This window comes from Pseudomonas sp. LBUM1656 (assembly GCF_059716065.1).
Genome location: NZ_CP166800.1, coordinates 81,619 through 99,792, shown reverse-complemented (window position 1 = coordinate 99,792; position 18,174 = coordinate 81,619). Strand labels below are relative to the sequence as shown.

Sequence of the window (18,174 nt, the reverse complement as noted above, 5' to 3'; positions counted from 1 at the left end):
TGCGTTGCATTAGCCGACAGAAGTAATACGAAAAATCACTGCTAGGCTGTATTTCACACCCTGAGGAGAACGCCATGACTGATCACCACACCTACAAGAAAGTCGAGCTGGTCGGCTCGTCCACCAGCAGCATTGAAGACGCGATCAACAACGCGCTGGCCGAAGCCAATAAAAGCATCAAGCACCTGGAATGGTTTGAAGTGACCGAAACCCGCGGGCACATCAAGGACGGCAAGGCCGCCCACTTTCAGGTGACGCTCAAAGTCGGGTTCCGGATTGCCAGCAGCTGAGCTTGAGCTAGTCTCCTGAACTTGCGCACTAGCCGAGTGCCATAGGGAAATGGCAAAGCGCAACATGAGTGCCTCCGGCTGATGGCTGGATGCTCCCTTTGATCCGACGAGGGAATGCAACAGATGAAGCATTTTATTTTAGCGATAGGTTTATTAAGCCTTGCCGGAACAGCCTTTGCTGAGGGCAAATCGTGCGAAGAGCTGAAAGCCGAAATCGCAGCGAAACTTGATGCCAAGGGCGTTGCCGGCTATTCACTGGAAATCGTCGATAAAGACGCTGCTGCCGGCGGGAAAGTCGTCGGTACCTGTGAAAAGGGCACCAAAGTCATCGTCTACACGAAGTAGGCCGAATCCTGCGCAAATCAAAAAGCCGACGCAATGCGTCGGCTTTTTTGTGGGTGGTGTCTGAGCCTCAGCCCTTCATGACCTGCGCCAGCAGCTCATAGGAGTGCACGCGATCGGCATGTTCGTACAGGTCGCAGGTGAAAATCAGCTCGTCTGCCTGGGTCTGTTCGATCAGCACCTCAAGCTTCGCACGGATTTTCTGCGGGCTGCCCACCATCGCCAGACCGAGGAAATCGCCCACGGCTTCTTTCTCATGGGGCAGCCACAGTCCATCCATGGTTTTCACCGGTGGACGCTGCACCAGGCTTTGACCACGCATCAACGCCAGGATGCGCTGATAGACCGATGTCGCCAGGTAATCCGCCTGTTCGTCAGTGTCAGCGGCGACCAGCGGCACGCCGAGCATCACATACGGTTTATCCAGTACCGCTGAAGGCTTGAAGTGATTGCGGTAGACGCGAATCGCCTCGTGCATGAAGCGCGGTGCGAAATGCGAGGCGAAGGCGTAGGGCAAACCGCGCTCACCGGCCAGTTGTGCGCTGAACAGGCTGGAACCCAGCAACCAGACAGGGACGTTAGTGCCGGTGCCCGGCATGGCGATGATCCGCTGGTCCGGGGTGCGTGGACCGAGGTAGCGCACCAGTTCGGCGACATCCTCCGGAAACTCGTCGGCGCTACCGGAACGTTCGCGGCGCAAGGCACGAGCGGTCATTTGATCGGAACCGGGCGCGCGGCCCAGGCCCAGATCAATTCGGCCTGGGTACAGGCTTTCGAGGGTGCCGAATTGCTCCGCGATCACCAGCGGCGCGTGGTTGGGCAGCATCACACCGCCGGAGCCGACACGAATGGTCGACGTTCCACCGGCCAGATAGCCGAGCAGTACCGAGGTGGCCGAACTGGCGATGCCGTCCATGTTGTGGTGTTCGGCGACCCAGAAGCGGTTATAGCCGAATTTCTCGACATGCTGCGCCAGGTCCAGGGAATTACGCAGCGACTGGGCCGCGCTGCCGTTCTCGCGCACGGGCACCAGATCAAGGGTCGAGAACTTGATATCGGACAGTCGTTTCATAAGCCTGCTTCTCCAATGGTGAGCGCAGGTTTTTCTTGCGAACGAAAACCTGCCGAATCTATAAGCGTGCTTCATGCAATGAGGGCATATACCCGAGTTTCAATAGCCAAGGCGAAAAAACCTACGAAAACGGTAGGACTAATCAGATCAGGTGAACTTTGCACCACCGTCTATCCTCAGAACCCTAGCAACCGAAAACCACGAAGGTGCGACGTTTCGCGCCGGATCTTGAGGAGGCAGACATGGCTATTACGAAGAAAGCATCGGCTCATTGGGAAGGTGATCTGAAAACCGGTATCGGCTCGATCTCCACTGAAACCGGTGTGCTCAGAGAAGCGCCCTACGGTTTCAAGGCGCGTTTCGAAGGCGGCAAAGGCACCAATCCGGAAGAGCTGATCGGCGCGGCCCACGCGGGCTGTTTCTCCATGGCGTTCTCGATGATTCTGGGCGATGCCGGGCTCAAGGCTGACAGCATCGATACCAACGCTGAAGTCACTCTTGATCAGGTCGACGGTGGTTTTGCGATCACGGCAGTGAAATTGATCCTGAAGGCGAAAATCCCCGGGGCCACTCAGGCGCAGTTCGAAGAGCTGAGTAACAAGGCCAAAGAAGGCTGCCCGGTATCAAAAGTGCTGAATGCGAAAATCAGCCTGGATGCGACGCTGGTCAGCTGATGATCAGGCGCTGAATGTACTGACGCCTTCGCGAGCAAGCCCGCTCCCACCTATGGAATGCGTTTCAAAGTGTGGGAGCGGGCTTGCTCGCGAAGGCGATTTTGTAAGCCACACCATCCCAACAGCTAAACACGCACTTTGTGAGCGAAGTCAGAACTCGCCTCGCAAAACTGTGGTCGAATAAATGACAGCAGCTGAAACGCAGCCTCCTGCGCGCTGCCTCAATGGAGCTTCAACCATGAAACGTTTTGCCTTGGCGATTATCTGTTGTGCGCTGGCCACCTCGGCCCTGGCGGCACCGAAATCCTGTGAAGAACTCAAGGCCGAGATCGAGGCCAAGATCCAGGCCAATAACGTCTCGTCCTACACCCTGGAAATCGTCACCAATGACGAAGTACATGATCAGAACATGGTCGTCGGCAGCTGCGAGAACAGCACCAAAAAAATCATCTACCAGAAAAACGACCGCTGATTCGCCTCACGGGACGCAATTGGCCTCCCGATCTTCAGCGACAATTTCCCGCTTGGCGTTGAACAACCGGGCGCCAGGGGTGAACGCTATCGAACGGCCCTCGAGCACATAGCGCTGGCCGGCTTCGAAATGATCGTAGTTGATGGTCAGGTAGCACAACCGTTCCACGGGGGAGCTCGTCATCCCTATGCCTCCACCACCGGGCACCTCAAAGTCAAACCTGACGACCAGCTCATGGCTACCGGGTGTGACCTGAAAAAAACGCCCGTCACGCATTCGCTGCTTGTCCAGTCGCTCGGCCATCAGCAACTTATCGTTGGGGAATGGCGTCGAGAAGTCGATCCAGGCCATCTGCGGATTTACCGCCGGTAACGGACTCTGGCAGCCAGCGACCACACTTGCAGCGAGCAACAGCATCAACCTGCGCATGATGAATGTCCCAAAGAAGGTTCATCCAGCATAACGCCGATCAGCTGCTTTGACAGCCTGCCGGGGTACCTTGGCCGATTACTTTTCGTTGCTGGTCATAAAGCTTTGCCCACGGCCGAAAGCCGATATTTCCCGCTTGCAGCTGATACCGCTGACCGGCGTTGAAGTCGTTGAATTTCACATTCAATTGGCAGTCACGCCATAGCGGCTCGGCGTCGGGCCCGATGTTGGTGGGTGCAACCGGGAATTGGTAGCGAACCGTCAACTCATGACTGCCCGGATGCACCTCGAAATAGCGCTTGTCGGTTGACGCCTTGTCATCGACTTCCAGCGCTTGCAGGGCGGTGTCCTCTTGCTGTGAATCCAGCTCGATCCACGCTTGGGATGGATCATGGTGAGGTAATCCGAATCCGGCACAGCCGGTCAGCATCAACAAGCCTCCCGTCAGCATCAATTTGCGCATAGCGGAGCTCCAGTCGGGCGGGATAGTCTTGCGGGCAGACTTTCCAGGGATGATTTTATTTTGATCAGGCCGCTTCCAAGCCTTGGGTTACTTGATCGCGTTTTGCGGATTTTGTTTCCGGGTGTGTTGCTTTTATTACTCAGCGGCTGCGCTGGCGTCAGCTATTACAGTCAATTGGCCAGTGGTCAGCTGCAATTGCTGCGAGCCAGGGAGCCGGTGGCCGACGTGCTTGCCGATCCGTCTCGCGACCCGATGCTGCGTGCGCACCTGACCCAATCGCAAAAGGCCCGGACATTCGCCAGCCAGCAACTGCATCTGCCGGATAACCAGAGCTACCGTCTATACGCCGACATTGGCCGACCGTTCGTGGTCTGGAACGTCTTTGCCACGCCGGAATTTTCCCTGACACCGCAAAACCATTGTTTCCCCATCGCTGGTTGCGTCGCCTACCGCGGTTATTACAGCCAGAGCGCTGCCCGCGGCGAGGCTGCCGTGCAGCGTTTGCAAGGTATGGACGTGTCCATTGGCGGCGTCGAGGCCTATTCGACGCTCGGCTGGTTCAACGATCCGATTATCAGTTCCATGATGGGTTGGGGCGACGAGCGGCTGGCGACGCTGATCTTCCACGAGCTCGCCCATCAGCGCTTTTATGTGAAGGACGACACCGAGTTCAACGAGTCTTTCGCCACCTTCGTCGAGCAGGAAGGCACCCGGCAATGGCGCGCATCGCGCGGTCTGGCACCCGACAACGGTGCACAGGCGCAGCGACGGGACCAGTTCATTCAGTTGGTTCTGGACACTCGCACGCGGCTTGAAAAACTTTACGCCCTGTCGCTGCCCACCGAGCAGATGCGCCAGCGCAAAGTGGATGAGTTCGAACGACTGCGCCATGAGTATCGACAATTGCGCGATAACCGATGGGCCGGGGACAAACGCTACGACGCGTGGATCAATGCACCGATGAACAATGCCCGGTTGCTACCGTTTGGTTTGTACGACCAATGGGTGCCGGCGTTTGCGGCGTTGTTCAAGCAGGTGAGTGGAGATTGGGTGAAGTTTTATACGGCCGTCCAGCGGCTTGGTGCGTTGCCGGTTGCTGAACGTAAGGTGGCTTTGAAGGTATTGGCGGGCTCATAAAATTTCGGCGGTTGCGCCGGCCTCTTCGCGGGCAAGCCCGCTCCCACAGGGATCTATGGGTGTATCGAGATCCTGTGGGAGCGGGCTTGCCCGCGAAGGCGATGGAACTAACGCTGCAAAAACGCCTGATGCATCTCATCCAGCGTTTCAAAGTGATACGCCGGCGCTTCTGCGCTCAACTCTTCCCGGCTACCAAAACCATAACCCACCGCCGCTGCATCCAGACCGTTGCTGCGCGCGCCGATCAGGTCGTGCTTGCGGTCGCCGATCATCAGGGTGTCGGCCGGGTCCAGGCCTTCTTCTGCGATCAAGTGGGCAATCAACTCGACTTTATTGGTGCGTGTCCCGTCCAGCTCGCTGCCGTAGATCACCTTGAAGTGCCTGGCGAAGTCGAAGTGCCGGGCAATTTCCCGGGCGAACACCCACGGCTTGGAGGTTGCGATGTACAACTGTCGCCCTTGCCCGCCGAGGGTTTCCAGCAGCGGTGTGACGCCGTCGAACACACGGTTCTCGTACAGGCCGGTGACCTTGAAGCGTTCGCGGTAGAAGTTCACCGCGTCCCAGGCCTTGGGCTCGTCGAAGTCGTAGAACTGCATGAATGCTTGCAACAACGGTGGGCCGATAAAGTGTTCGAGTTTGGTCAGGTCGGGTTCATCGATCCCCAGTTTGCTCAGGGCGAACTGGATCGAACGGGTGATGCCCTCGCGCGGGTCGGTCAGAGTGCCATCGAGGTCGAACAGTACGGTTTGGTAATGCATGTTGAATCCTGAATAAAGGCGAAGGCTCAGAGCTGGTCGTAGCCTTCAGCCAGGTGCAAATTCTTGAGCTTCACGTAATTCGCCGCGCTGTAGGTGAAAAAGGCATTTTCCTTGTCCGTCAGCGGGCGGATTTGTTTCACCGGGCTACCCACATAAAGGAAGCCACTCTCCAGGCGCTTGCCCGGCGGCACCAGGCTGCCGGCGCCGACAATCACATCGTCCTCAATCACAGCGCCGTCCATGACGATGCTGCCCATGCCGATCAGAATCCGGTTGCCGACACTGCAGCCATGCAACATGACCTTATGCGCAATGGTCACGTCGTCCCCGATCAAGCACGGAAAGCCATCGGGATTGAACGGCCCGGCGTGGGTGATGTGCAGCACACAGCCATCCTGGACACTGGTGCGCGCACCGATACGGATGCGGTGCATGTCGCCACGAATCACCGTCAGCGGCCATACGGAGCTGTCTTCACCGATTTCGACGTCGCCGATCACCACCGCCGAGCCGTCGACAAAAGCGCCTTTGCCCAGCAGTGGCGTGTGGTTCTGATACTTGCGAAGGGTCACGATAGGGTTTCTCTCTGTTGCCGATAGCTGCGGTGAGCGTCGATTGTAATTAAGATGGCCGCATGTTTCTTCCAGCCAAGGTGCCAACCGTGAGCGTGAACAACCCTCTTTTGCAGTCCTACGACCTGCCGCCGTTCTCGGCGATCCGTGCCGAACACGTGCAACCGGCCATTGAACAGATCCTGGCTGACAACCGTGCCGCCATTATCGAGATCCTCAACATTCAGGGCAAACAACCGACCTGGGCCGGCCTCGTGTTGGCGATGGACGAACTGAACGATCGTCTGGGCGCGGCCTGGAGCCCGGTCAGCCACCTGAATGCCGTGTGCAACAGCGCTGAATTGCGCGAAGCCTACGAGTCCTGCCTGCCGGCCTTGAGCGCCTACTCCACCGAGCTGGGCCAGAACCGCGCGTTGTTCGAGGCTTTCGAAGCCTTGGCGAACTGCCCGGAAGCCGCCGGTTTCGACGTCGCGCAAAAAACTATCCTGGAACACGCCCTGCGAGACTTCCGTCTGTCGGGTATTGACCTGCCGGAAGCCGAACAGAAACGCTACGCCGAAGTGCAGAGCAAATTGTCGGAACTGGGCAGCCGTTTCTCCAACCAGCTGCTCGACGCGACGCAAGCCTGGACCAAGCACGTGACCGATGAAGCCACCCTCGCCGGCCTGACCGATTCAGCCAAGGCGCAAATGGCCGCCGCAGCCCAGGCCAAAGGCCTCGACGGCTTCCTGATCACCCTGGAATTCCCGAGCTATTACGCGGTGATGACCTACGCCCAGGACCGCGCCCTGCGCGAAGAAGTCTACGCCGCCTATTGCACCCGTGCGTCGGACCAAGGCCCGAACGCCGGTCAGAACGATAACGGCCCGGTCATGGAAGAAATCCTCGACCTGCGTCAGGAGCTTGCAAAACTGTTGGGCTTCGCCAGTTTCTCGGAATTGAGCCTGGCCACCAAAATGGCCGAATCCAGCGATCAGGTACTGGGTTTCCTGCGCGATCTCGCCAAACGCAGCAAGCCCTTCGCCGCTCAGGACCTGGAACAGCTCAAGGCCTACGCCGCCGAACAGGGCTGTCCGGACCTGCAAAGCTGGGACAGCGGTTTCTACGGTGAAAAACTTCGCGAACAACGTTACAGCGTTGCCCAGGAAGCACTGCGCGCTTACTTCCCGATCGACAAAGTGCTGGGCGGCCTGTTCGCTATCGTTCAGCGCCTGTACGGCATCGAGATCGCCGAGCTGAAGGGCTTCGACGCCTGGCACCCGGATGTTCGCCTGTTCGAAATCAAGGAAAACGGCCAACACGTCGGCCGCTTCTTCTTCGACCTCTATGCTCGCGCCAACAAGCGTGGCGGTGCCTGGATGGACGGCGCCCGTGACCGTCGCCGCACCATCAGCGGTGTGTTGCAGAGCCCGGTGGCCAATCTGGTGTGCAATTTCACCCCGGCCGACAGCGGCAAACCGGCCCTGCTGACCCACGATGAAGTCACCACCCTGTTCCACGAATTCGGTCACGGCCTGCATCACCTGCTGACCCGCGTCGAGCATGCCGGCGTGTCCGGCATCAACGGCGTGGCCTGGGACGCAGTCGAACTGCCAAGTCAGTTCATGGAAAACTGGTGCTGGGAGCCGGAAGGCCTGGCGCTGATCTCCGGTCACTACGAAACCGGCGAGCCGCTGCCTCAGGACCTGCTGGAAAAAATGCTCGCGGCGAAGAACTTCCAGTCCGGCCTGATGATGGTGCGTCAGCTGGAGTTCTCGTTGTTCGACTTCGAACTGCACGCCACCCACGGCGACGGCCGCAGCGTGGCGCAAGTGCTCGAAGGCGTGCGTGACGAAGTGTCGGTCATGCGTCCACCGGCCTACAACCGCTTCCCGAACAGCTTCGCCCACATCTTCGCCGGCGGTTACGCGGCGGGTTACTACAGCTACAAGTGGGCTGAAGTACTGTCGGCCGACGCCTTCTCGAAGTTCGAAGAAGACGGCGTGCTCAATGCCGAAACCGGTCGTGCGTTCCGCGAAGCGATCCTGGCGCGCGGTGGTTCGCAGGAGCCCATGGTGCTGTTCGTCGACTTCCGTGGCCGTGCGCCATCGATTGACGCACTCTTGCGTCATAGCGGCCTGAGTGAGGACGCGGCAGCATGAGTGAGGGACCTGTGATCACGAAAAAGCGCTTTATCGCCGGGGCGGTCTGTCCGGCATGCAGCGAGCCGGACAAATTGATGATGTGGAACGAAGACGAGGTCCCGCATCGCGAATGCGTGGCCTGCGGTTATTCGGACACGCTCAATGAACAAGGCCTGTCGGTGCCCAAGGAATTGGGCACGCGGGTCAACACTTCGGCGCTGAAAGTCCCGGACACCAAGGTTCAGGCCGTGCAGTTTTTCCCGAACCCGAAGCTGAAGAAAAAGCCTGACGAACAACACTGAGTCAACGCCACCTTCCACCCTTTGACGGTGTGGAAGGTGGTATCTATTTACCACCCTTCCCCCGCGCTTCCTCCTTAGGCTGATTCCTTCAGACCTATTCAAGGAAGACGCCATGCCTGATACCAATCCGCTGCTGCAACACTGGGACCTGCCGCCCTGGACGGACATCTGTGCCGAGCACCTGGTGCCTGCCATCGACACCGTCATTGCTGACAACCACCAGGCTATTGCCGGAATTATCGCGAGCCAATCCTCGATCCCGAACTGGGACGATCTGGTACTGGCCGTTGATGAAACCGATGTGCGTCTGGATGAGATCATGGGCGTCATCGAAACCCTTTCAATGGTGAAACGCGAGGGCAAGGCTTGGGACTTGGCCAGCGCAACTTGCAGCGATGCCGCCGCGCAGTACACATCTGAAAAGATGAGCAATCAGGCACTGTTCCGGGCTTATCAGCGGCTGACGCAAAGTCCGGCCGCGGTGAATTACGATGAACCGCGCAAAGCAGTCTTGAACAAGATTCTGCGCAGGTTTCGCTTGTCCGGCATCGACTTGCCTATCGAACAACAGCAGACGCTGGCCCGGCTGAATCGCGACATCGGTGTGCTGCGAAGCTTGTTCCTGACCAACCTGGAACGAGCCAGCGCAGCCTGGAGCAAGCGCATCGACGATGTCACGCAGTTGAACGGTTTGTCCGCGGCGACCCTGGAGCGTCTGGCGCTCAACGCACAACAGGCGGGGCATGAAGGCTGGCTGATGCGTCTGGACCAGGACACCTACACTCGAGTCATGGCGTATGCCGAAGACCAATCTTTGCGCGAAGAATACTTTGTTGCCTATTCCACCCGGGCTTCCGATCAGGGGCCCCGCGCCGGGCAATTCGATAATGGTCCAGTGCTGGAAGCACTGTTGTCGCTGCGTCACCAGAAAGCCAGGTTGCTTGGGTACGAGAACTTCGCGCAACTCAGCCTCGTAACGGAAATGGCCGAATCCACCGAGCAAGTCACCGGTTTCCTGCGGCGGCAGATCATCCAGGCAACGCCGGGCTTCGAGAAGGATGCGCAGGAACTGAAGGCGTTTGCGCTTGAGCGCGGCATGACAGAGGTCCAGCCTTGGGATCACGAGTTTCTCGCCGAACAATTACGCCAGCAGCGTCTCGGCGGGGCGCTGAAAAACCTGCGAGCGTACTTTCCGCTGGACGGGACATTGCAGCGGCTCTGCCTGTTCAGCGAACGCATGTTCGGCATCCAGATCGTCGAACAGACGATCTTCAGCCGCTGGCATGACAGCATCCGCTTGTTTGAAATCAGCGAGCATGGCTCGGTGATCGGGCACATTTACCTCGACCCTTTTCATCGGGAAGAAGCGCCGGACTATGCCTGGACCGCCACACCACGCAATCGGCGGCTGGACGCCGAAGGTCGATTGACGCTGCCCATCGCTGTGCTTCATGGCAACTTCACGCCCGGGAACGCCGAGCATCCCTGCCTTCTCGCCCATAAGGACCTGCGTGTGCTGTTCCATGAGTTCGGCCATTGCCTGCAGCACGTTCTGACCCGTTCGCCTCACCATCGCCTGTCCGGTATTACCCAGCTGGGACGCGATACGGCGGAGTTCACCGGGCAATTGTTCGAGCTTTGGTGCCTGTCAGGGGAGTTTCTGCTGTGGCTGGCTGCTCACCACCAGACCGGTGATCGCCTGACCGAAGAACGCGTCGACGCAGTGCTGGCAGCCATTCACGCCCAGACCGGTCGGCAAACTGCTGAGCTGTTAATGGCGGCATTGTTCGACTTTGAATTGCACCGCAGCCAAGGTGATGGCCGCAGCGTCGAGCAAATCTTCGACGACGTGCAGCGCGAGATTCCCCACCTGAAACTGCCGTCCTACTGTCGGCTCGCCAACAGCTTCGACTACATCGTGACGGGCTACGCGGCTTCGGTTTACGCCTATAAATGGTCGGGCGTACTGGCGAGCGAAGCGTTCAAACGGTTTCAGCAGGACTGGGTGTTCAACCCGCAAACCGGCAGGGCCTTTCGCGAAGCCTTTTTTTCACCGGGTGATTCGCGCTCACTGCTGGTCGCCCTGGAAGAATTTCTCGAACGGCCGATCGCCGAGAATTTCTTCGCGCCTGCGCCAGTCTCCGCTGCCCGTTGAACCGAGGCTTATTCGACGTGGGCCGATTGGAACCAGTTTTTCATCGAGCAGGCAGCAAACGGGCTGGTGCTGCAATCGCCGTTGGCCAGCGCGGTCCGAAGCTTGTCGGCATCGGCCTGCATCATGTAACGCACGCCATCCTTGAAATGGATGCTGTCACCGAAGCCGCCCTGGGTCATTTCGTTCAGGGCGTCTTCCTTGCTCCAACCTTGCACCACCACCCGATACATCGCCGCCATCAGGCCGGTGCGGTCCGAACCGTGTTTGCAGTGAATGAGCACCGGGCCATGGGATTCGGCGGTCTGTATGGCACGAAGAGCTTTGAGCACCTCTGCGTCATCCACATGATTGGTGCGATAAGGCAATTGCACCTGAGCAATGCCCGCCGTGGACAACCAGCTGGAATCCGACTCGGGCAGAAAAGTGATCACGGTGGCGACGTTGAGTTTCTTCAGCAACGGTACGGCACCGCTGTCGGGCAACGCACTGCGGTACAGCGTCGGGGACATTTGATAGAGGTTGTATTGCACCTCGACCGATTGAGCCCATTCCGCCGGGCGGGGTGGGCCGGTTTCATCTGCACAGGCCAGTGTCAGATTGAAAAGGGCGGCCAGCGACAACAGGAATGTCGCAGGTAAAAGGCGCAATCGGGACATGCTCGGACGACCGTATGAGGAGAAGGTGGTTAGATGCCACTTAGTTTCGACACTGAACAGTCAAAGTCCTGTGAGTCAGCTGTCAAAGAATCGTGAACTGGACCGTTTACACCTTGTTTTTTCAGGGGCAAGTAACGAGCAACAAAAAAGCGATACGGATTTCCGTACCGCTTAATTCAACCCAAGTCAGGCACCCTCATACCCATACTTCAAAGTTGCATGTACTCGATAGTAATCAAGGATTGATCATTTTCGAATACGCTTTCGCCAGCGCAATCAGAACAGTCTTGTCCTGCGCGTCGATATCACCATCACCGTCCACATCAGGGGTGTTTCCCATTGTGAAGGTCACGCCGCGGTCATTCGACACAGCCTCGCGGGAGGTCGAATCCAGCAGGGAGTAAGTGGCGCTGCGGTTTTCCGGGTCGTAACCCTCTTCCTTCAAAGCAAACTGCATGGAAACCCGAACTTCCTTCGGACTAACGATAGACGGGGGCGACAGTTGAAGAAAGATACCGCGTTGATTGTAATTCGACATTTATTAAATCCTTCTAACAGTTAGAACACGACAACTTCGTGTGCAGCGCATACTACCGACTGATAACAACTAAGCTACTGTCTATCTGTTTCTCATAATTACAAGGAGCTCACTAGTAACGAACAACTAGACAATCATTAACAATTGTCAGGCGCCGAACGGCACTGGCCAATCCGGCTGCGCCCCTATACTGTATTAACATACAGCTAAAGGATCCTGTCGATGGCTATCCCTCTGCCCCCTCGCGGCCGCGGCACCGCAACCAACCCGCACAACCGCTTCGCACCGAATCGCTCGGTGGCGGAGGATGACGGCTGGTATCAGGAAGCGCCGATCACGCAGGGCACGGAAGTGCGCATCGAAACGGCGAAAACCATCATCACCCGAAACAATTCACCGGACTTGCCTTTTGATCGCTCGATCAATCCCTATCGCGGCTGCGAGCATGGCTGCATCTACTGCTATGCGCGCCCCAGCCATGCTTATTGGGACCTGTCACCGGGGCTCGACTTCGAAACCAAACTGATCGCCAAGACCAACGCCGCCGATGTGCTGGAAGAACAGCTGTCCAAGCGCGGCTATCAATGCGCGCCGATTAACCTGGGTTCCAACACCGATCCTTATCAGCCGATCGAGCGTGAACACAAAATCACCCGCAAGACGCTTGAAGTGCTGCTGCGTTATCGACATCCGGTAACGATCATCACCAAGGGATCACTGATTCTTCGGGATCTGGACCTGCTGGCCGAACTTGCCGAGCAACGGCTGGTGGCGGTGATGATCAGCCTCACTACTTTGGACGATGAACTCAAACGCATTCTCGAACCGCGTGCGGCGGCGCCGAAAGCCCGGTTGCGAGCGATCCGCGTGATGCGTGAAGCCGGAATTCCGGTGGGTGTACTGTGTTCGCCGATGATTCCGATGATCAACGACTGCGAACTGGAGAGCCTGCTCACCGAAGCGCATGCCGCCGGTGCCCAGAGTGCGGCCTATATGATGTTGCGTCTGCCGCTGGAGGTGGCGCCGCTGTTCGAAGAATGGCTGGCCGCTCACTATCCGCAGCGTGCCGCGCATGTGTTGAGCCTGATCCGTCAGAGCCGTGGCGGAGAACTCTACGACAGTCGATTCGGCGCCCGGATGCGCGGTGAAGGGCCGTTTGCCGATCTGTTGGCGCAACGCTTTGCCAAAACCATCAAACGTTTGGGGCTCAATCGTCGCGAAGGCTTTAATCTGGACTGCGACGCCTTCTGTCCGCCAGGTCGCCAGATGTCATTGATTTGAGGACAATTGGCCTATGGTTGAGTAGTGGGAAAAGCACTTGGCCATTAGGCTGGTCACGTTTTCTGTGACCTGGAACACACGTCCTAGAGCGCTTGATTCAGTTTGAGTTAAGTTTCGGCAGATACCTTGTTCATCGAGTGACTGACGGGTCGAGATGTTCGGCCTGGATGTTTTTTAAACAGCCACTGGCTTCACACCGGACAAAACGGGAAAATTCCCTGACTCCGCCAAAGAGGATGAATCATGAGTGACAAGGATAAACAGCCGTTGGCTGCGTCGGCTTCAGCCCAACCCGAGGCGGAAACCGCCGATGCAGCGCTGAAGCACATCGTTGACGGCTTTTTGCATTTTCATCACGAAGTTTTTCCCCAACAGGAAGAGCTCTTCAAAAAACTCGCCACGGCCCAGAGCCCTCGAGCGATGTTCATCGCCTGCGCCGATTCGCGCATCGTTCCTGAGCTGATTACCCAAAGCGCCCCCGGCGACCTGTTCGTGACCCGTAACGTCGGCAACGTGGTCCCGCCTTACGGGCAGATGAACGGTGGTGTTTCCACGGCCATCGAATACGCAGTACTGGCCCTCGGCGTACAGCACATCATCATTTGCGGGCACTCCGACTGTGGCGCGATGCGCGCCGTGCTCAACCCGCAAAGCCTGGAAAAAATGCCCACGGTCAAAGCCTGGCTGCGTCATGCCGAAGTGGCAAAAACCATGGTCCAGGAAAACTGCCATTGCGCTGATGAAGGCGAAAGCATGCACGTCCTCACCGAAGAGAATGTGATCGCTCAGCTGCAGCATCTGCGTACGCACCCTTCCGTGGCCTCGCGCATGGCCAACGGTCAGTTGTTTATCCATGGTTGGATCTACAACATCGAAACCAGCGAAATCAGAGCTTACGACGCCGATAAAGGGTGTTTCCTGCCGCTCGATGGCAGTCATCCAATTCCGGTGGCGACGCCCAAAGCGCGCTTCTAATCCTCCTAAATCCTTGTGTGGTTTAGCCGGGGCTGCTGATCAAGCAGTCTGGCTTTGCCACGCCTGAAGAAAACGTCGGGAGAGTCACCATGCGTGCTGCTCAACTTAAAGCTGTTTTGCCACGGGAGCTGCTGGCCTCCGTGGTTGTGTTTCTGGTCGCCCTGCCCTTGTGCATGGGTATCGCCATCGCCTCGGGCCTGCCGCCGGCCAAAGGCTTGATCACCGGGATCATCGGTGGCCTGGTGGTGGGCTGGATTGCCGGCTCACCACTGCAAGTCAGTGGCCCGGCGGCGGGCCTGGCGGTTCTCGTGTTCGAACTGGTGCGCCAGCATGGCATTGCCATGCTCGGGCCCATCCTGCTGCTGGCGGGTTTTCTGCAACTGATGGCCGGGCGCTTCAAGCTGGGCTGCTGGTTTCGGGTTACCGCACCTGCGGTGGTGTACGGCATGCTCGCCGGGATTGGCGTGTTGATCGTGCTCTCACAGGTGCATGTGATGCTCGATGCCGTGCCCAAGCCCTCGGGGCTGGATAACCTCGCTGCCTTCCCGGCGGCCGTGATCCAGGCCTTGCCTTCCCTTGGTTGGCAGGCTGGGTTGCTTGGTCTGTCGACGATTGCAGTGATGTGGCTGTGGGAGAAATTCCGCCCCCACTCCCTGCGTTTCATTCCCGGCGCACTGCTTGGCGTAGGTCTGGCTACGGTCGCCAGCCTGATGCTCGCCTTGCAGGTCAAACGTGTGGAAGTCCCGGCCAACCTGGCGGAGGCCATCGACTGGCTGAAGCCTGCCGACTTGCTCAATCTGGCTGACCCGACGCTGCTGATCGCCGCTTTCGCCGTGGCTTTCATTGCCAGCGCTGAAACCTTGCTTTCGGCAGCAGCGGTGGACCGAATGCACAGTGGCCAGCGTTCCGACTTTGATCGGGAATTGTCGGCGCAGGGTGTCGGCAACATGCTCTGCGGTCTGCTGGGGGCACTGCCCATGACCGGCGTGATCGTGCGCAGTTCGGCCAACGTCCAGGCCGGCGCCACCACGCGAATGTCGGCGATCTTCCACGGTCTGTGGCTGCTGGCTTTCGTGTTGCTGCTGTCCAGCGTGCTGCAAAGCATTCCGGTGGCGAGCCTGGCGGGCGTGCTGGTGTACACCGGTTTCAAACTGGTCGACCTCAAGGCTTTCCGCGGTCTGGGCCGATATGGGCGGATGCCGATGTTTACTTACGCGGCGACGGCCCTGGCAATCATCTTCACCGACCTGCTGACCGGCGTGCTGATCGGCTTCGGTTTGACGTTGGCGAAACTGGCCTGGAAAGCTTCACGGCTGAAAATCAGCCTGATCGACCTCCCGGCGGAAGGTGAGATGGAGTTGCGACTGACGGGGGCAGCGACCTTTCTCAAGGTGCCGGCGTTGACCCAGGTGCTGGGGACCATTCCAGCAGGCGCGACGGTGCACGTGCCGCTCAATAACCTGAGCTACATCGATCACTCGTGTCTGGAATTGCTCGAGGAATGGGGCAGGGCCAATGCGGCCAAGGGGTCGAAGTTGTTGATTGAAGCGCGGGGGTTGAAGCGCAGGCTGGAAGGCCGGTTGCGTACGACTACCGGCGTCGGTTCGGCCGCGTAGGTAACAATGTAGGAGCGGGCTTGCTCGCGAAGGCGTTGTATCAGTCGACATTAATATTGAATGATTGACCGCATTCGCGAGCAAGCCCGCTCCCACAGGGATGGTGTTGTTTCTAAAAAATCAGGCGGCGGGCTGATCCAGCTCCAGACCCACGCCTAACCGGCGGGACATGCAAGGCCAGCGTTTCCACGCGGCCCCCGTGTCCGGGCTGCTGAGCTTTTCACGGTAGGCCTCGACCGACTCCAGGGCGAAGCTTTCGTCGTTGAGCATCTCGTCCACGGCGTGATGCACCGCCTCATCCAGTTGATTGGCGAATTCCTCGCCGATCAGTTGGTGGGCAATCAGGTTGGCGACAGTCATGTCCAAGGGGATCAGTGGCTGGCCAAAATGCTTGATGTACAGGTCATTGACCTCTTCAACCAACCGATGCGCCAGATACGCTTCGTCCAGCAGGCCGTCCAGGCCGACATGACCGGCCATTATCGCCGGGGGTTGAAGGAAGTACTGTTCGGCGATTTTCAACACCGGTTTGATCTGCGACTCGATACCCGCTTCCCTGGCAACTTCATTGGCTGCATCCAGCAGATCAGGCACTTCATTAATGTAGGCGGCGACAAAACGCGTCAGCACGCCGTTGGCATCCGCCTCCGGCAATTGGATCGACGGATGCAGATGAGGCAGTTTGCTTTCAAGCTGACGAGTCAACAGGCCGGTCTCGGCCTCGTGTTGTTGGGCTTTTTGGATCTGCTCGCGCAATGCGGCGGTGTTCATGAAAACTCCAGGAAACAAAGGCAATGAAATAGGGAAGACATAACTTAGCTTGCTTATGAAAAATGCTAAGACGCATTTGTCATAATTGTTTCATCCTTGAGACGCCTCCGTTATATCGATTTGCCACCACTCGTCTGCATCCTTCCCCATTCGTGACCTTGAACGCAAGTCCCAGCTGTTTCAGATCATTTACGCCATCACGTTGCGAGGTAGCAGTCGCTGTCTATACTCGGGTGGGAATGGAGTTAGCTGATGACGCCCGACTGCACACGCAGCAAGGCTCGGCGATTCAAGTTCGTAGTCTGAAAAAGCCGCTCCCTTGCCGCAGGTGAACGCCGGCGGGATAACAAGAACGATAAGGGGAACCCGCAATGATGCGACATCCACACGTCTGGATGGGCCTCCTGTTGTGGTCGATTTTCAGCCAGGCGCAAGCCGCCTGGACTGTGAATATGGCGCCGGGAGCGACTGAAATCAGTCACGCAGTATTTGACCTGCACATGACCATTTTCTGGATCTGTGTAGTGATCGGCATCATCGTCTTCGGCGCCATGTTCTGGTCGATGATGGTCCACCGCCGCTCCACCGGGCAGGTGGCCGCAAAATTTCATGAAAGCACCACCGTCGAAATCCTCTGGACCATCGTGCCCTTCCTGATCCTGGTGGCCATGGCGGTTCCTGCGACGGCAACCCTGATCAAGATGTACGACGCCAGTGAGCCGGATATCGATATCCAGGTCACCGGCTATCAGTGGAAGTGGCACTACAAATACCTGGGCCAGGACGTCGAGTTCTTCAGCAACCTGACGACCCCCGCTGACCAGATCCACAACAAGGAAACGAAGGGCGAGCATTACTTGCTCGAGGTCGACAAGCCTTTAGTGCTGCCGATTGGCGCCAAGGTGCGCTTCCTCGTGACGTCCGCCGACGTTATCCACTCCTGGTGGGTGCCGGCCTTTGCGGTCAAGCGCGACGCGATTCCGGGGTTCGTCAACGAAGCCTGGACCCGCGTCGACAAGCCCGGCATTTACCGTGGCCAGTGTGCCGAGTTGTGCGGCAAGGACCACGGTTTCATGCCGATCGTGGTCGAGGTCAAGGAAAAGGCCGATTACGAAAAATGGCTGGCCGAGCGCAAGGCTGAAGCCCTGCAACTTAAAGAGCTGACCAGCAAGGAATGGACCCTCGACGAGCTCAAGGAGCGCGGTGACAAGGTCTACCACACCACCTGCGTTGCCTGTCACCAGGCCGAAGGTCAGGGCTTGCCGCCGATGTTCCCGGCGCTCAAAGGCTCGAAAATCGCCACCGGACCGATCAAGGATCACTTGAACATTGTCTTCCACGGCAAGCCAGGCACCTCTATGGCGGCGTTCGGCAAGCAGCTCTCGGAAGTCGATATCGCGGCGGTCGTGACCTACGAACGTAACGCCTGGGGCAACAACAAAGGCGACATGGTCACTCCTAAAGAAGTGCTGGAGCTGAAACAGGCGGAAAGCAAATGACCCGGTCTATTGCGCACGTAAGGAACCGGTCGGGGCTGCGCGCCCCGGC

General features: G+C 58.1%; 20 protein-coding genes. 12 read left to right on the top strand and 8 right to left on the bottom strand.

Annotated features, from left to right (window positions below):
- Nucleotides 1-74 precede the first annotated feature (74 nt).
- Nucleotides 75-290 (top strand): dodecin, encoded by a 216-nt coding sequence (locus ACA072_RS00490; RefSeq protein ID WP_010465710.1) that lies wholly within the window; start codon nt 75-77, stop codon nt 288-290.
- Nucleotides 291-413: 123 nt separating this feature from the next.
- A complete protein-coding gene (locus ACA072_RS00485; RefSeq protein WP_497622403.1) occupies nt 414-635 on the top strand; it encodes a DUF1161 domain-containing protein in 222 nt (73 codons plus the stop codon).
- 67 nt (nt 636-702) lie between these two features.
- On the opposite strand, the gene ACA072_RS00480 is transcribed toward ACA072_RS00485, so the two are convergent.
- Entirely contained in the window at nt 703-1,704 is a 1,002-nt protein-coding gene (locus ACA072_RS00480; protein WP_497622402.1) for an LLM class flavin-dependent oxidoreductase, read from the bottom strand.
- 242 nt (nt 1,705-1,946) lie between these two features.
- On the opposite strand from ACA072_RS00480, the gene ACA072_RS00475 reads away from it, so the two are divergent.
- Together ACA072_RS00475 and ACA072_RS00470 are read left to right on the top strand one after the other, a co-directional pair.
- Nucleotides 1,947-2,378, top strand: coding sequence for an OsmC family protein (locus ACA072_RS00475; protein ID WP_008152515.1), 432 nt, complete (start codon nt 1,947-1,949; stop codon nt 2,376-2,378).
- 238 nt (nt 2,379-2,616) lie between these two features.
- On the top strand, nt 2,617-2,850 hold the full coding sequence (locus ACA072_RS00470) for a DUF1161 domain-containing protein (protein ID WP_497622400.1): 234 nt from the start codon (nt 2,617-2,619) through the stop codon (nt 2,848-2,850).
- Between the two features lie 6 nt (nt 2,851-2,856).
- Here the strand turns inward: ACA072_RS00470 and ACA072_RS00465 are convergent, their stop codons facing one another.
- Both ACA072_RS00465 and ACA072_RS00460 read right to left on the bottom strand, forming a co-directional pair.
- On the bottom strand, nt 2,857-3,279 hold the full coding sequence (locus ACA072_RS00465) for a PA0061/PA0062 family lipoprotein (RefSeq protein ID WP_497622398.1): 423 nt from the start codon (nt 3,277-3,279) through the stop codon (nt 2,857-2,859).
- Between the two features lie 40 nt (nt 3,280-3,319).
- Complete coding sequence (locus ACA072_RS00460; RefSeq protein WP_497622396.1) at nt 3,320-3,742, bottom strand: PA0061/PA0062 family lipoprotein; 423 nt, start codon at nt 3,740-3,742, stop codon at nt 3,320-3,322.
- Nucleotides 3,743-3,802: 60 nt separating this feature from the next.
- Between ACA072_RS00460 and ACA072_RS00455 the strand changes: the two genes are divergently transcribed.
- Nucleotides 3,803-4,879, top strand: a complete 1,077-nt coding sequence (locus ACA072_RS00455; protein ID WP_497622395.1) for an aminopeptidase — start codon at nt 3,803-3,805, stop codon at nt 4,877-4,879.
- Between the two features lie 107 nt (nt 4,880-4,986).
- Here the strand turns inward: ACA072_RS00455 and ACA072_RS00450 are convergent, their stop codons facing one another.
- Nucleotides 4,987-5,637: an HAD family hydrolase gene (locus tag ACA072_RS00450; protein ID WP_497622393.1), complete on the bottom strand. Its 651-nt coding sequence runs from the start codon at nt 5,635-5,637 to the stop codon at nt 4,987-4,989.
- Between the two features lie 26 nt (nt 5,638-5,663).
- Complete coding sequence (locus tag ACA072_RS00445) at nt 5,664-6,209, bottom strand: gamma carbonic anhydrase family protein (RefSeq protein WP_010465689.1); 546 nt, start codon at nt 6,207-6,209, stop codon at nt 5,664-5,666.
- Nucleotides 6,210-6,271: 62 nt separating this feature from the next.
- On the opposite strand from ACA072_RS00445, the gene prlC reads away from it, so the two are divergent.
- From prlC to ACA072_RS00430, 3 genes are all read left to right on the top strand, one after another.
- On the top strand, nt 6,272-8,350 hold the full coding sequence (gene prlC / locus ACA072_RS00440; protein ID WP_497622391.1) for an oligopeptidase A: 2,079 nt from the start codon (nt 6,272-6,274) through the stop codon (nt 8,348-8,350).
- Nucleotides 8,347-8,634, top strand: a complete 288-nt coding sequence (locus ACA072_RS00435; protein ID WP_497622389.1) for a YheV family putative zinc ribbon protein — start codon at nt 8,347-8,349, stop codon at nt 8,632-8,634. The genes prlC and ACA072_RS00435 overlap by 4 nt, the downstream gene beginning before the upstream one ends.
- Before the next feature lie 112 nt (nt 8,635-8,746).
- Nucleotides 8,747-10,789 (top strand): M3 family metallopeptidase, encoded by a 2,043-nt coding sequence (locus ACA072_RS00430; RefSeq protein WP_497622387.1) that lies wholly within the window; start codon nt 8,747-8,749, stop codon nt 10,787-10,789.
- Nucleotides 10,790-10,797: 8 nt separating this feature from the next.
- On the opposite strand, the gene ACA072_RS00425 is transcribed toward ACA072_RS00430, so the two are convergent.
- Together ACA072_RS00425 and ACA072_RS00420 are read right to left on the bottom strand one after the other, a co-directional pair.
- A complete protein-coding gene (locus ACA072_RS00425; RefSeq protein ID WP_497622385.1) occupies nt 10,798-11,445 on the bottom strand; it encodes a phosphatase domain-containing protein in 648 nt (215 codons plus the stop codon).
- A 235-nt stretch (nt 11,446-11,680) separates the two neighbouring features.
- Nucleotides 11,681-11,983 carry a hypothetical protein gene (locus ACA072_RS00420; protein ID WP_497622382.1) on the bottom strand — a complete coding sequence of 101 codons (303 nt, stop codon included), beginning with the start codon at nt 11,981-11,983 and terminating at the stop codon, nt 11,681-11,683.
- Between the two features lie 222 nt (nt 11,984-12,205).
- On the opposite strand from ACA072_RS00420, the gene ACA072_RS00415 reads away from it, so the two are divergent.
- The 3 genes from ACA072_RS00415 to ACA072_RS00405 all read left to right on the top strand — a co-directional run bounded on the left by ACA072_RS00415 (nt 12,206) and on the right by ACA072_RS00405 (nt 15,855).
- Nucleotides 12,206-13,264, top strand: coding sequence for a PA0069 family radical SAM protein (locus ACA072_RS00415; protein ID WP_497622381.1), 1,059 nt, complete (start codon nt 12,206-12,208; stop codon nt 13,262-13,264).
- A gap of 243 nt (nt 13,265-13,507) precedes the next feature.
- The gene (locus ACA072_RS00410; protein ID WP_497622379.1) at nt 13,508-14,239 is read left to right on the top strand and encodes a carbonic anhydrase; all 732 of its coding nucleotides are present in this window, start codon (nt 13,508-13,510) and stop codon (nt 14,237-14,239) included.
- Between the two features lie 89 nt (nt 14,240-14,328).
- Nucleotides 14,329-15,855 (top strand): SulP family inorganic anion transporter, encoded by a 1,527-nt coding sequence (locus tag ACA072_RS00405; protein ID WP_497622377.1) that lies wholly within the window; start codon nt 14,329-14,331, stop codon nt 15,853-15,855.
- Between the two features lie 120 nt (nt 15,856-15,975).
- Here the strand turns inward: ACA072_RS00405 and ACA072_RS00400 are convergent, their stop codons facing one another.
- Entirely contained in the window at nt 15,976-16,626 is a 651-nt protein-coding gene (locus tag ACA072_RS00400; RefSeq protein ID WP_497622375.1) for a hypothetical protein, read from the bottom strand.
- A gap of 371 nt (nt 16,627-16,997) precedes the next feature.
- Here ACA072_RS00400 and coxB point away from each other — a divergent pair, with 371 nt between their 5' ends.
- Complete coding sequence (coxB, locus tag ACA072_RS00395; protein WP_497622373.1) at nt 16,998-18,125, top strand: cytochrome c oxidase subunit II; 1,128 nt, start codon at nt 16,998-17,000, stop codon at nt 18,123-18,125.
- Nucleotides 18,126-18,174: the final 49 nt, after the last annotated feature.

Coding starts and splice junctions, on each gene's coding strand:
- ACA072_RS00465 (WP_497622398.1), bottom strand. CDS start 3,279: ATGCGCAGGTTGATGCTGTTGCTCGCTGCAAGTGTGGTCGCTGGCTGC.
- prlC (WP_497622391.1), top strand. CDS start 6,272: ATGTTTCTTCCAGCCAAGGTGCCAACCGTGAGCGTGAACAACCCTCTT.
- ACA072_RS00490 (WP_010465710.1), top strand. CDS start 75: ATGACTGATCACCACACCTACAAGAAAGTCGAGCTGGTCGGCTCGTCC.
- ACA072_RS00405 (WP_497622377.1), top strand. CDS start 14,329: ATGCGTGCTGCTCAACTTAAAGCTGTTTTGCCACGGGAGCTGCTGGCC.
- ACA072_RS00415 (WP_497622381.1), top strand. CDS start 12,206: ATGGCTATCCCTCTGCCCCCTCGCGGCCGCGGCACCGCAACCAACCCG.
- ACA072_RS00480 (WP_497622402.1), bottom strand. CDS start 1,704: ATGAAACGACTGTCCGATATCAAGTTCTCGACCCTTGATCTGGTGCCC.
- ACA072_RS00410 (WP_497622379.1), top strand. CDS start 13,508: ATGAGTGACAAGGATAAACAGCCGTTGGCTGCGTCGGCTTCAGCCCAA.
- coxB (WP_497622373.1), top strand. CDS start 16,998: ATGATGCGACATCCACACGTCTGGATGGGCCTCCTGTTGTGGTCGATT.
- ACA072_RS00430 (WP_497622387.1), top strand. CDS start 8,747: ATGCCTGATACCAATCCGCTGCTGCAACACTGGGACCTGCCGCCCTGG.
- ACA072_RS00485 (WP_497622403.1), top strand. CDS start 414: ATGAAGCATTTTATTTTAGCGATAGGTTTATTAAGCCTTGCCGGAACA.
- ACA072_RS00400 (WP_497622375.1), bottom strand. CDS start 16,626: ATGAACACCGCCGCATTGCGCGAGCAGATCCAAAAAGCCCAACAACAC.
- ACA072_RS00420 (WP_497622382.1), bottom strand. CDS start 11,983: ATGTCGAATTACAATCAACGCGGTATCTTTCTTCAACTGTCGCCCCCG.
- ACA072_RS00460 (WP_497622396.1), bottom strand. CDS start 3,742: ATGCGCAAATTGATGCTGACGGGAGGCTTGTTGATGCTGACCGGCTGT.
- ACA072_RS00475 (WP_008152515.1), top strand. CDS start 1,947: ATGGCTATTACGAAGAAAGCATCGGCTCATTGGGAAGGTGATCTGAAA.
- ACA072_RS00450 (WP_497622393.1), bottom strand. CDS start 5,637: ATGCATTACCAAACCGTACTGTTCGACCTCGATGGCACTCTGACCGAC.
- ACA072_RS00470 (WP_497622400.1), top strand. CDS start 2,617: ATGAAACGTTTTGCCTTGGCGATTATCTGTTGTGCGCTGGCCACCTCG.
- ACA072_RS00425 (WP_497622385.1), bottom strand. CDS start 11,445: ATGTCCCGATTGCGCCTTTTACCTGCGACATTCCTGTTGTCGCTGGCC.
- ACA072_RS00435 (WP_497622389.1), top strand. CDS start 8,347: ATGAGTGAGGGACCTGTGATCACGAAAAAGCGCTTTATCGCCGGGGCG.